Below are 12634 nucleotides of genomic sequence, written 5' to 3'. Positions count from 1 at the left end.
GCATGACCATCAAAGTTGCCATCAATGGCTATGGCCGCATCGGCCGCAATGTCTTGCGCGCGTTCTATGAAGGCGGCAAGCAGCAGGATATCGAAATCGTCGCCATCAATGACCTGGGCGACGCCAAGTCGAATGCCCATCTGACGCGCTACGACACGGTACACGGCAAGTTTCCCGGCGTCGTCACCATCGACGGCGAGAACATGCTCGTCAATGGCGATCGCATCCGCGTCTTCGCGCAGCGCGATCCGGCCCTGATACCGTGGGGAGAGTTGGGCGTTGATGTGGTGCTCGAATGCACGGGTTTCTTCACGACCAAGGAAAAAGCCTCGGCCCATTTGAAGGGCGGCGCGAAAAAAGTCATCATTTCCGCACCGGGCGGCAAGGACGTGGACGCCACCATCGTGTTCGGCGTCAACCAGCACGTGCTGAAAGCCACGGACACCGTGATTTCCAACGCGTCGTGCACGACGAATTGCCTGGCGCCATTAGTGAAACCGCTGAACGACGCCATCGGCATCGAATCGGGCTTGATGACCACCGTGCACGCTTACACGAATGACCAGGTGCTCTCCGACGTGATGCATGAAGACTTGCGCCGCGCCCGTTCAGCCACGCATTCGATGATTCCCACCAAGACGGGGGCGGCGGCCGCCGTCGGCCTGGTCTTGCCGGAACTGAATGGCAAGCTCGATGGCTTTGCCATCCGCGTGCCGACGATCAACGTGTCGCTGGTCGACCTGTCTTTCATCGCCAAGCGCGACACGACGGTCGAGGAAGTCAACGCCTTGCTGAAAACGGCGTCCGAAGGCGCCCTGAAAGGCATCCTGACGTACCAGACGGAACCGCTCGTTTCCATCGATTTCAACCACAACCCGGCCTCGTCGAACTTCGATTCGACCTTGACCAAGGTTTCGGGCCGCCTCGTGAAAGTGTCGTCGTGGTACGACAACGAGTGGGGCTTCTCGAACCGCATGTTGGACACCACGGTCGCCCTGATGGCGGCCAAGTAAGAACGTAGTACCGCTGATCCAGCGCACCAGGACGGCCGGCCCACAAGGCTGGCCCTTGTAGCAACTTATTTTAGAAAGCAGCAACCATGACCATGCAAGTACAGCAACGCGCCACCAAGATCGTTTCCACCATCGGCCCCGCTTCGAACGACATCGATACCCTGGTCCGCATGTTCAAGGCCGGCGTCGACGTCGTGCGCCTGAACTTTTCGCATGGCAAGGCGCAAGACCATATCGACCGCGCCCGCATGGTGCGCGAGGCGGCAGCCCTGTGCGGCCGCGAAGTGGCCATCATGGCCGACTTGCAAGGCCCGAAAATTCGCGTGGGCAAGTTTGAAGAAGGCAAGATTTTCCTGGAAAACGGCGCCAAGTTCATTCTCGACGCGAAATGGGGCGAGAACGGCGAACTGGGCAACCTGGAGCGTTGCGGTCTCGACTACAAGGAATTGCCGCGCGACTTGCGCGCCGCCGACGTATTGTTGCTCAACGACGGCCTGATCGTGCTGACGGTCGACAAAGTCGTCGGCAGCGAAATCCATACGACCGTCAAGATCGGCGGCGAATTGTCGAACAACAAGGGCATCAACCGTCAGGGCGGCGGCTTGTCCGCGCCGGCCCTGACGGCGAAAGACATGGAAGACGTGAAGACGGCGATGAGCTTCCAGGCCGATTACGTGGCCGTGTCCTTCCCGAAAAACGCCACCGACATGGTCATGGCGCGCCAGCTGGCCAACATCGCCGGCGAAGCGTGGGACCACAAGCCGATGATGATCGCCAAGATCGAGCGCGCGGAAGCCATTCCAGCGCTGCAAGAAATTCTCGACGCTTCCGACGGCATCATGGTGGCGCGCGGCGACCTGGCCGTGGAAGTGGGCAACGCGGCCGTGCCGGCCTTGCAAAAGCGCATGATCAAGATGGCGCGCGCGTCAAATAAACTGGCGATCACGGCCACGCAGATGATGGAATCGATGATCGTCAACGCCGTGCCGACCCGCGCGGAAGTGTCCGACGTGGCGAATGCCGTGCTCGACGGCACGGACGCCGTCATGACGTCGGCGGAAACGGCCTCGGGCCGTTACCCGATCGAAACGGTGGAAGCGATGGCCGCCATCTGCCTGGACGCGGAAAAGTGGGATACCTGCAAGCTGGACGCCGATTTCCTCAACGCCACGTTCTCGCGCATTGACCAGTCGATCGCGTATGGCGCCCTGTTTACGGCCCATCATTTGCGCGTCAAAGCGATTGCCACCCTGACGGAATCGGGTTCGACGGCACTGTGGATGAGCCGTTGCAACATCGATATCCCCATCGTCGCGCTGACCCCGAGCGTGGGTACGCGCCGCAAGCTGGCCCTGTACCGCAACGTCAGCACCCTGGAACTGACGTCCGGCACGGACCGCGACAAGGTCTTGCAGCAGGCGGAAGATTTGCTGGTGGAACATAAAGTCGTGACCAAGGGCGACACCGTCGTGCTGACCTGGGGCGAGCCGATGGGCAAGGTCGGCGGCACGAATGCGCTGAAAATCATGAAGATCGGCCAGCACTGACCGTCTCGCCCGCCGCCAGTGGCCTGCAGCCTTAAGAATGGCTGAAAAACAGGCGGTTGGCCGCCCACCGCAATGGCAGATGCCCAATCTGCCATTGCGGTCGCCACATTTCCGTGTCAGCATGGCTTTCCTGCCTTCCAAGGCGCATCCGGAGTTCATGATGACCGAGTACTTGCCTGCCTTGATCTGGTCGCTGTCGGCCTTCGCTTGCCTCTTCATCGCCAAACGCCGCGCCTTACGAATAACGGCCATCCGTGCCGTCATGGTGACTTTCCTGGGGCCGTTTGTCATTCCTTTCGTGCTGGCCGCAAGGCCCGAGATGCACGGCTAAGCGTGTGGCCTGTGCGCGTTCCTCTTTGCTATATTCAAGTTTTTAGCTGAGGACTGCCCATGCAGCGCAGCGCGCCACGGGGCTGTGGAAGGTGACGCCCGCCACCTCGCCATTTTCCTGGGAAATCTGCGTCGACCACGCGCGCGTCCGGACGCCAGGCTGGCCGTCACCTTCAAGGGCGACCTGGCCAGGGCATATACCCTGAGCGCCGACGCCACCGTGCAAGTCAATGGCAAGAGCAAAGTGCAGCGCACGGAACTGGCGGCCATGTTCCAGGGCGCTTGTCCGGCGGGCTTGGCGCCGGGCGCGAAGAAGATGCGCGGCGGCATGGTGATGAAGAGCTTGTATACCGACCGCTAGAAGATTACCGCCACGCTGAAACAACAGTTTCCAAGGATAGGCAGGCGCCGGCATTGACGCCGGAGCCAATGATTTGTGATAATGAGAATTATTATCAATTAGCCGCGCCTTGCCTTGCGCGCATCGGAGTCCCCAGTGAACATTGCGCAGTCCAGCGAGTCGATAGCCGGCATTTACAGCCACCACCATGGCTGGCTGATGCGCTGGCTGCGCGCCAAGCTGCAGTGCGCCGACCATGCGGCCGACCTGGCACAGGATACCTTCGTGCGCCTGCTGACGGCGCCGCCGGAGAACCGGCAAAGCTTGCGCGAGCCGCGCGCCTATCTGACGACCGTGGCGCAGCGCCTGCTGATCGACCATTACCGACGCCTGTCGCTGGAACAGGCCTGGCTGGAAACCCTGGCGCAGCAACCCGATCTGCTGATGCAGTCGCCGGAAGAGCGTTTGCTCGTGCGCGAAGCCCTGCAGCGCATCGACGCCATGCTGGACGGCTTGCCGCCGCTGGTGCGCAATGCCTTTCTGCTGGCCCATGTCGACGGCCTCGGCTATGGGGAAATCGCCCGGCGTCTGGCCGTGAGCGAGCGCAGCATCAAGCGCTACATGGTGCAGGCGTTCGAACGTTGCATCCTGCTGATCCTGTGAGCTCCACCAGCACGGCGGCCATCGATCCCCGCGCCGCGCGCGCGGCAGCGCAATGGCTGGTGCGCCTGCACGCGGGCGCTTTGACGCCCGACGAGCAGCAAGCGTTCCAGGCCTGGCGCGCCAGCGAACCCGCGCACGAAGCGGCCTGGCAGCGGGCCGAGCTGGTGTGCAGCACCCTGTCCAGCGTGCCGTCCGCGTTGCGCCAGACGGCGGACGCGGTGCCGAAGTCGCCGCAGCGGCGTGCCGTGCTCTACGGCCTGGCGGGGTTGATCGCGGCCGGGCCGGCGCTGTGGCTGGCCAGCCAGTCGGCACCCTGGCAAGCGTGGCGCGCCGGCATCCGCACGGCCAGGGGCGAAATCCGCCACATGACATTACCCGACGGCACGCAGCTGGTGCTCAATACGGACACGGCCATCGACGTGCATTTTGATGACACGACACGGCTGGTGGACTTGCATGCGGGCGAACTTCATATTGCCACGGCGCACGACAGGGCCGTGCCGGCCCGTCCCTTCCTCGTGCGCAGCAGCAATGGCGCCGTGCGCGCGCTGGGCACGCATTTCAGCGTGCGCCAGCGCGGTAGCGTGCTGGCGCCGCGCACCGAGGTGAGCGTCAGCGAAGGCGCCGTCGAGATCGCGCCGTCGCGGGCGCCCGAGGCCTTGCGCAGGGTCGATGCGGGCCGGCAGGGCAGTTTCGACGACATGGCCGTTTCCGCCTTGACGCCGCTGTCACCTCATGCGGATGCCTGGCTGCAGGGCGTGCTGATCGCCGAGCGCATGCCGCTGGGCGAGGTGCTGGAGCAGGTGGCGCGCTATCGCTATGGCGTGCTGCGCTGCGATCCGGCGCTGGCGGCCATGCCCGTGGACGGCATTTTCCAGTTGAACGACCCGGACAACATCTTGCTCTTGCTGCAAGGTTCTTTGCCGATCCGGCTGGCGCGCCGCACGCGCTACTGGATCAGTGTCGAGGCGGCGTAAGCCGACATGCGCGCAATTTGCTTTTTCCCTGTCCCTTTTTTCGGATTGCTTCGTCATACAAGGTAGAGAACGAACAATCCGAACCATCGAAAGGGTCCACATGGCTTTGCAGCACCGCAGTTTGACAACAGCACGCATGACGCTCCATCCCACCACCGGCGCCGTGCGCGCCGCGCTGGTCCTGCTGCTCGCCGTGGGCACGGCCGGCGCCACCTTGCCGCAAACAGCGCTGGCCGCGGAGGCCAGCCCGGCCGCCAGCCAGCGCGACTACAGCATTCCCGCCGGCAACTTGCGCGGCGCACTGGCATCGTTTGCCATCGCCGCCGGCGTCAACCTGTCCACCCAGGGCGTGGCGCTCGACGGCCTGGTGACGCCGGGCTTGCAGGGGCGCCACGGCGTTTCCGCCGGCCTGCAAAAACTGCTGCAAGGCAGCGGCCTCGAAGTGCTTGATAACGGCAATGGCAATTACCTGTTGCGCAAGATCAATACCAGCACGGCCGATGGCGGCCTGACCAGCATGCCGGCCGTGGTCGTCAGCGCCGAGGCGGACCGCGCCACGGAAGGCACTGGCCTATATACAGCCCGTAATATGTCGACGGCCACGGGCTTGAACCTGTCGCAGCGCCACACGCCGCAAACGGTCAGTGTCATTTCGCGCCAGCAAATGGAAGATTTCGATCTGACCACCCTGCAGGACGTGGCGCGCGCCACGCCTGGCCTGTATGGCAAGACGCAGGGCGTATCCGACCAGGAAACCAGGTATTTCGCGCGCGGCTTCGCCTTGAGCCATGTGAATGTCGATGGTTTGCCGCTCGACGTCACGGATTTCAATGAGCGCAACGTCTCGGCCGACATGCTGATGTACGACCGCGTGGAAGTGGTGCGCGGCGCCACCGGCCTGATGGAAGGGGCGGGCGCGCCGTCGGGCAGCATCAACATGGTGCGCAAGCGTCCCACGGCCACGCCCTTGCTGGACGCATCCATTCACCTGGGCAGCTGGAAGGACCGGCAATTGACGGTGGACGCCAGCAATGCGCTGAACGACTCGGGCAGCGTGCGCGGGCGCGTGGCGGCCAGCCTGCGCGACAGCGACAGCTTCGTCGACGTGGTCAACAACAAGAACAGCACCGTGTATGCGATCGTCGAGGCGGACCTGACGCCATCGACCACGGCCGGCATCGGTTTTTCGCGCCAGCACAGCCGCACCGGCGGCGTGTTCGTCGGCTTGCCGACCTTGCCCGATGGCCGTCACATGGACTTGCCCCGCTCGACTTTCCTGAACAATGCTGATTCCTTCCAGAAACGCGACAACAACGTCGTCTTCGCCGACCTGGAAACGAAGCTGGAGAAGGGCTGGCGCAGCCGCTTCGCCATCACGCATATCGACGCCTCGTCGGACACGCGCAATACCACCAACAGCCGCGTCGCTGGCGAAACGTATCTGCTGGAACAGTCGGAAACTGGCTGGAAGTACAGCACGGAACAAGTGGTGGCGGACTGGCGCTTGAGCGGCCCCGTCACCTGGTTTGGCCGCCAGCATGACGTCATCGTCGGCGCCAGCTACCGCCATGACGATTCGGACGCGGCCCAGAGTTGGGAAGGCGCGCAAACGCGCGTGATCGATATCCGCCACTGGAATCCGCGCGCCTACCGCATGAACGGCGCGCCATTTGAGCCGTACAACTGGGGCCGCAAGACGGACGAGAAGGGGCTGTATGCGGCAGGCAACTTCAGCCTGGCCGATCCGCTGCGCCTGGTGCTGGGCGGGCGCTTCGGCTGGTATGCGCAGGATGTCACGGGCTGGTATGCCACCAATCCGACGTGGCGCCGCAGCCTGACGGAAAACGCGAAATTTACGCCGTACGCGGGCCTCGTCTACGATCTGGACCAGCACCACTCCGTGTATGCGAGCGGCACGCAGATCTTCCAGCCGCAAAGCGTGCTCGATGTCAAAGGCAATACCTTGCCGCCGTTGAGCGGCACCAACCTGGAAGTGGGCGTCAAGGGAGAATATTTTGGCGGCAGGCTCAACGCCAGCGGTGCCTTGTTCCGCATCCGGCAAAACAACCGCGCCATGACCGATGAAGTCAATTGCCCCACGGGCGGCCCCATCTATTGCGCCCGCGCGGCCGGGCAGGTGCAGAGCGAAGGCGTCGACTTGCAATTGTCGGGCTCGCCATTGCCGGGCTGGCAGATTTCGGGAGGCTACACCTATGTGCTGGCCAAGTACACGAAGGATAGCGTGGCCGCCAACGTCGGCCAGCGCATCGCTACCGATGAACCGAAGCAATTGTTCAAGCTGTACACGAACGTGCAGCTGAGCGGCAGCCTGGCGCAATGGAACCTGGGTGCCTCCGTGTATGCGCAGGACAGGATCGACCGCCGCGACAAGGCTTACCTGACGCAGCAGGGTGCTTACGCCATCGTCGGGCTGACGGCTGGCTATCGCATCAATGAGCAGCTGCAGCTGCGCGTGAACATCGATAACGTGCTCGACCGCCGCTACTACCAGGCGCTCGGCTATTCCTGGTCGGGCGGCCTGGAGCGCTACGGCGCGCCGCGCAGCGTGCTTGTCTCGCTGAACTACAAGATGTAGCGGCTGCGCCAGCAGAGCGCGCCCGTCCGGGCGCCTCTGCTACACTGCCGCCGTCTTTATCTTTCCACTTTGCCATGACCGCCATCCCTGTCCTTACGCCCCTGAAAAGCGCCTTCCAGCAATCGCGCGCCGAGAATAACATCGAGCTGATCCTGCCTGAACTGCTGGCCGCGCAATTGCACGTCGTTATCGGCGGGCAAAGCGAGCAGATCGACCTGTTCCTCGTGCCGTCGCCGAATCCCGAGCGCCGCTGCGTGACGGTGGCGGAAGACCCGACTTTCCTGGCCGGTATCAATTTCCCCAAGATTCCCGTCACGGGCGCGCAGCTGATCGCCTCGATTCCGCCCGAGATCGAAATCGTCCTGCTGCATGGCGATGGCGCCAATTACCTGACGCGCGAGCAACTGGCGTGGTTCCGCGGCATGCTGGCGCAGAACGCTTGAGCGGCATTCCCGCCAGGCGCTTCAAGCCGGCGCGTGCGGAATGGATACGCTTTGCGCCGGCCGACGATGCAAGCTCGCAAGCGGCGATGATGGCCAATCTGCGTCCCGTGCTGTGGCGCAGCGTGCTGCTGGGCGGCTGCGCCCTGATCCTCGCCTTTGTCGGGCAAGCCGTCTGGCGCGATGCGGCATACGCGGGCGATGCAGTGCTGCTGCTCCTGCCGGCGCTGGCCGCATGGATCGTCGCCCTGTTCGTGCTGACTGGCCCCGCTCTGTCTTTTCATGTCGAGATCAACGACGCCGGCCTGCTGCTGCGCCGGGTGACGCGGCGCCTGCCTGGCCATGACAAGGTGCTGCAACTGGCGCCGCGGCAGATACGCGCGCTCGAGGTGGTCACCTACGCGGGCGCCGTGAATGTCTACCGCGGCGGGCCACCGATGGCGCGCGTGGAGCTGCTGCTGCACACGACCCTCGGTGACTGTCCGCTGATCCGCGTGGTGGGCATGGATCTGCCCGTGCCGCAGCGCTGGTCGTTGCGGCAAATCAAGGACGAGCTGAGCCGCCGCTGTACACTGGCCGGTATCCCTGTGGCCGTGCGTGCCGGTCCGACTTATCAGGCATCTGCCGCCATACGCGCGCAGTGGCCGCCAGCTTGAACAGACGAGCGCTGTCGCATCGCGACCTCAGAATATTGCCTTCCTTGTCATAGTATTGCTGAAGTCCTATGAATATGTTCGCAAAGCAACTATACTCATGGCTCTTTAAAAAATCATCGTCACGCTGGCGGCCAGCCATCCGCGCCAGAGTTCGTACGCATTCCGCTTTTTCCCTCTGTAAAAAGCACCTTTCCCCCGCGCGGCAGGCGCGGGCGTGATGACCGAGCCTTGCCCTGGTCGACTGCTACCGTTGTCTTTTCCGCTGTGTTGCCGCTTTAGTAAAAAGCGTGGCGCCGGCGCGCGCGGTGCGCCGTCATGTTTTGCGACGTCACGTTTCACTCTATTGAGTTCACGACAGTATGCTGAGTTCCATCTTTGCCGTATCGACCGATACCATGCAGTACATCTATGGCACGCACAATGCGTGGCTGGTGCTGTTTTCCATCGGCATCGCCATCTTTGCCTCGTTCATGGCCTTGCAGATCGCCGGCATGGCGCGCAGCAGCGAGCGCGGCTTCCAGCGCCAGACGGCCATCATCACGGGCGCCATCGCGCTGGGCGGCGGCATCTGGTCGATGCACTTCATCGGCATGCTGGCTTTCGACATCTGCACGCGCGTCTCCTTCGACCCCAGCCTGACCTTGCTCTCGATGCTGCCCGGCGTGGCGGCCTCGTGGGTGGCGCTGCACATGCTGGCGCGCCCGAGCATCAACTGGCGCCAGCTGGTGGTGGGCGGCGTGCTCGTCGGCGTGGGCATCGGTTCCATGCATTACAGCGGCATGGCCGCCATGCAGACCTCGCTGACCCTGCATTATCAGCCGTGGCTGTTCGCCCTGTCGCTGGTGGTGGCGGTCGTCATGGCCATGCTGGCCCTGTGGATACGCTTCGGCCTGAGCGCCATGCGTTTGCGCCTCACTCCCTTGGCATCCTTGCTGGTCAGCAGCGTCGTCATGGGGCTGGCCATTTCCGGAATGCATTACACGGGCATGCTGGCGGCGCGCTTTTCCGGCACGCCCACGGCGGGCGACAACACGATCACGGTGCAAGCGTCGTTCGTGGCCCTGGCCGTGGCCCTGATCACCGTCACCCTGACCGTCTTCGTGGCCGCCGCGAACGGCTTGCTGCGCTACCGCCAGCTGCTGCGTCATGCGAATGCCAGCGAATCGCGCCTGCGCGCCATTGTCGATACGGCGGCCGACGGCTTGATCACCATCGATGGCCAGGGCAAGGTGCGCTCCTTCAATCCGGCCGCGGAAAGCCTGTTCGGCTGGCGCGAAGCGGATATCGTGGGGCGCGACGCCAGCGTGCTGCTGCAGCAGGCCGACGCGGCCGAGTACGAGGGCTATCTGCGCGACTACCTGGAAACGGGCGCCTCGCGTATCCTCGACAGTGGACGCGAACTCGATGGCTGCCACAAGGATGGCACGGTGCTGCCCATGCGCGTGGCGATCGGCAAGATCGACACGCCGGGCCAGCCCCTGTTCGTGGCGTTTGTCACGGACATGCGCTCGTCGCGCAGCATGGAGCAGGCGCTGAAAGACAGCGAGCGCCAGTACCGCACCCTGATCCGCAATATCCCCGGCGTATCCTTCCACTGCAGCTTCGCGCCCGAATGGAAGATGATCTTCATCAGCGACGCCGTTTTCAACCTGACGGGCTGGATGCCGCAGGACTTCGCCGAAGGGCGCGTCAGGCTGTTCGACCTGGTGCACCCGGACGACCGCCAGCGCGTCAACGACACCTGCGTGCAGGCGGCCGGCGAAAAGCGCGACTTCGAGAACGTCTACCGCATGATCCACCGCGACGGGCGCGAGCGCTGGGTGCGCGAAAGCAGCGGCCCCGTGCTCGATAACGACGGCGTGGTGCGCTGGATCGACGGCGTCATCCTCGACATCACGGAAAGCGAATTGCGCAACGCCGAATACGAAGGCAAGGTGACGGCCATCTCGCGCGCGACGGCCGTTGCGGAGTTCGACCTGCAGGGGCGCATCCTGGCGGTCAACCAGAACTTCCTCGACCTGGTCGGCTACCGGCTCGACGACGTGCTGGGCCTGCACCACAGCATTTTCTGCGAGGCGGGCTATGTGACCTCGCCCGATTACATCGCATTCTGGCAGCACCTGGCGCAAGGTGAATTCAATACGGGCGAGTACAAGCGCATCGGCAAGGATGGCCGCGAAGTGTGGATACAGGCCTCGTACAACCCGATCTTCAACACGGACGGCAAGCCGTTCAAGGTGGTCAAGCTGGCCACGGACGTGAGCGAACGGCGCGCCATGCAGGAAAACCTGCGCGCAGCGAAAGACCGCGCCGAGCTGGCCGCCGAATCGAAGACCAGCTTCCTGGCCAACATGAGCCATGAAATCCGCACGCCGATGAACGCCATCATCGGCTTCACGGAAGTGCTGCTGGGGACCGCCCTGGACAGCCTGCAGCGCCGCCACCTGGGCACGGTGCGCCAGTCCGCCCGTTCGCTGCTCGAGCTGCTCAACGACATCCTCGACACGGCCAAACTGGAAAAGGGCGCCACCGAGCTGGAACTGGTGGACTTCTCGCTGCCCGACCTGGTCGATCACGTGGCCGCGTCCCTGCGCGTCACGGCGCATGCGCGCGACCTGGTGCTGCATGTCGATGTCGATCCCGGCATGGGCCAGTTCTTCCTGGGCGACGCGCGCCGGGTGCAGCAGGTGCTGACGAACTTGATCGGCAACGCCGTCAAGTTCACGGAAGTGGGCCATGTGCGCGTGGCTGTCGACATGCAGGGCGAGCAGGTGCATATCGCCGTGCACGACACGGGCATCGGCATCCCGGCCGACCGCCTGGATAAAATCTTTGCCCCGTTTACGCAAGCCGATTCCTCGATGAGCCGGCGCTTTGGCGGCACAGGACTGGGCACGACGATTTCGCTGCAGCTGGTCGAGCTGATGGGGGGCACCATCACGGTGGAAAGCACCCTGGGCGTGGGCAGCGTGTTCCACGTGCTGCTGCCGCTGGCGCCGGGCAAGGCCGTGGCGCGCCGCAGCGAGCAGCCCGTGGTGGCCTTGCCGCCGCTGCGCATCCTGGCGGCCGACGACGTGCCGCAGAACGTGGAGCTGCTGTTGATCAGTCTGGGCGCGGCCGGCCACCAGGTGATCGCCGCCAGCGATGGCGAGAGCGCCGTGCGCGAGTTCAGCAAGGGCAGTTTCGACATCGTCCTGATGGACGTGCAGATGCCGCGCATGGATGGCCTGGAAGCGACGCGCCTGATCCGCGTATTCGAGCGCGAGCAGGGCCTGAAGGCGACACCCATCATCGCCCTGACGGCCAGCGTGCTGGAACAGGACCGGCGCGCCGCGCAGACGGCCGGCATGAACGGCTTTGCTTCGAAGCCGCTGGAAATGCACAAGCTGACGGCGGAAATCGCCCGCCTGCTCGATATCGCCGTGGCCATGCCGCCGCCGGCATCGGGCGCGGCGGCGAGAGTGGCGTCCGGCCAGGTCGACTGGCAGCGCGGCATCGCCCTGTGGGGCGGACGCGAAGCCTTGCAGCGCGCGATTGGCCGTTTCGTGCAGGCCAATGGCGATTGCGCCGCCATGCTGGCGGCGGAACTGGAACGCGGCGGCAGCAGCGTGGCCGGCCATCTGCTGCACCGTATCAAGGGCGCGGCGGGCAACCTGTGCCTGGTGCAGCTTGAAAGCCTGCTGGGACGCATCGAGCAAGCCATCGCGCGCCAGTTGCCGGTGACGGAATTGCTGGTGCAGCTGGCGGCCGCCTTCATGGCACTGGCCGGCGAGCTGGAAGAGGTGGGCCTGCCCGCCGTGGCCATGGCGGCGCCGGCCGCCAGCGCGCCCCTCGATGCCTCCGCTGCGGGCGCCTTGCTGCGGCAAGCCATCGCCAGCCTGGAAGGCGGACAGCTGGACGACGCCTTGATGGCGCAGATTGCTGCCGTGCTGGCGCCGCACGGTCAGCAGCCGCGCCTGCAGGCGCTGGCCAGCGCCATCGACGACTTTGAATTTGCGCGCGCCGCGGGCGTGCTGCGCCAGCTGCTGGCATGGCTGGAAGCGCCAGCGCCGGCCGACCTTTCCTGATATTG

At 64.4% G+C, this 12634-nt stretch carries 10 protein-coding genes; all 10 read left to right on the top strand.

What is annotated here, in order from left to right:
- The first annotated feature begins 2 nt into the window (after nt 1-2).
- The 10 genes from gap to CSQ93_RS06510 all read left to right on the top strand — a co-directional run bounded on the left by gap (nt 3) and on the right by CSQ93_RS06510 (nt 12629).
- Nucleotides 3-1013 carry a type I glyceraldehyde-3-phosphate dehydrogenase gene (gene gap / locus CSQ93_RS06555; RefSeq protein ID WP_099377333.1) on the top strand — a complete coding sequence of 337 codons (1011 nt, stop codon included), beginning with the start codon at nt 3-5 and terminating at the stop codon, nt 1011-1013.
- 86 nt (nt 1014-1099) lie between these two features.
- Nucleotides 1100-2560 carry a pyruvate kinase gene (gene pyk, locus CSQ93_RS06550; RefSeq protein WP_199534285.1) on the top strand — a complete coding sequence of 487 codons (1461 nt, stop codon included), beginning with the start codon at nt 1100-1102 and terminating at the stop codon, nt 2558-2560.
- Between the two features lie 37 nt (nt 2561-2597).
- Nucleotides 2598-2891 (top strand): hypothetical protein, encoded by a 294-nt coding sequence (locus CSQ93_RS06545; protein WP_158301152.1) that lies wholly within the window; start codon nt 2598-2600, stop codon nt 2889-2891.
- 84 nt (nt 2892-2975) lie between these two features.
- Complete coding sequence (locus tag CSQ93_RS06540) at nt 2976-3251, top strand: hypothetical protein (protein ID WP_099377331.1); 276 nt, start codon at nt 2976-2978, stop codon at nt 3249-3251.
- Nucleotides 3252-3386: 135 nt separating this feature from the next.
- Nucleotides 3387-3893, top strand: coding sequence for a sigma-70 family RNA polymerase sigma factor (locus CSQ93_RS06535; RefSeq protein ID WP_099377330.1), 507 nt, complete (start codon nt 3387-3389; stop codon nt 3891-3893).
- Complete coding sequence (locus CSQ93_RS06530; protein ID WP_158301151.1) at nt 3890-4870, top strand: FecR domain-containing protein; 981 nt, start codon at nt 3890-3892, stop codon at nt 4868-4870. Before CSQ93_RS06535 ends, CSQ93_RS06530 begins: the two co-directional genes overlap by 4 nt.
- Nucleotides 4871-5006: 136 nt before the next feature.
- A complete protein-coding gene (locus CSQ93_RS06525; RefSeq protein ID WP_233516076.1) occupies nt 5007-7466 on the top strand; it encodes a TonB-dependent siderophore receptor in 2460 nt (819 codons plus the stop codon).
- Nucleotides 7467-7540: 74 nt separating this feature from the next.
- Complete coding sequence (locus tag CSQ93_RS06520; protein ID WP_099377327.1) at nt 7541-7909, top strand: hypothetical protein; 369 nt, start codon at nt 7541-7543, stop codon at nt 7907-7909.
- Entirely contained in the window at nt 7906-8562 is a 657-nt protein-coding gene (locus CSQ93_RS06515; protein WP_099377326.1) for a hypothetical protein, read from the top strand. Before CSQ93_RS06520 ends, CSQ93_RS06515 begins: the two co-directional genes overlap by 4 nt.
- Nucleotides 8563-8921: 359 nt before the next feature.
- A complete protein-coding gene (locus CSQ93_RS06510) occupies nt 8922-12629 on the top strand; it encodes a PAS domain S-box protein (protein ID WP_099377325.1) in 3708 nt (1235 codons plus the stop codon).
- Nucleotides 12630-12634 lie beyond the last annotated feature (5 nt).

The sequence above is a fragment of the Janthinobacterium sp. BJB426 genome, assembly GCF_002735705.1.
GTDB lineage: Bacteria > Pseudomonadota > Gammaproteobacteria > Burkholderiales > Burkholderiaceae_D > Janthinobacterium.
This window is presented reverse-complemented; position numbering and strand designations above follow the sequence as displayed.

What these genes read in the sequence shown, in the direction of transcription:
- pyk (WP_199534285.1), top strand. Translation starts at nt 1,100, where the DNA reads ATGACCATGCAAGTACAGCAACGCGCCACCAAGATCGTTTCCACCATC.
- CSQ93_RS06525 (WP_233516076.1), top strand. Translation starts at nt 5,007, where the DNA reads ATGACGCTCCATCCCACCACCGGCGCCGTGCGCGCCGCGCTGGTCCTG.
- gap (WP_099377333.1), top strand. Translation starts at nt 3, where the DNA reads ATGACCATCAAAGTTGCCATCAATGGCTATGGCCGCATCGGCCGCAAT.
- CSQ93_RS06545 (WP_158301152.1), top strand. Translation starts at nt 2,598, where the DNA reads ATGGCTGAAAAACAGGCGGTTGGCCGCCCACCGCAATGGCAGATGCCC.
- CSQ93_RS06520 (WP_099377327.1), top strand. Translation starts at nt 7,541, where the DNA reads ATGACCGCCATCCCTGTCCTTACGCCCCTGAAAAGCGCCTTCCAGCAA.
- CSQ93_RS06510 (WP_099377325.1), top strand. Translation starts at nt 8,922, where the DNA reads ATGCTGAGTTCCATCTTTGCCGTATCGACCGATACCATGCAGTACATC.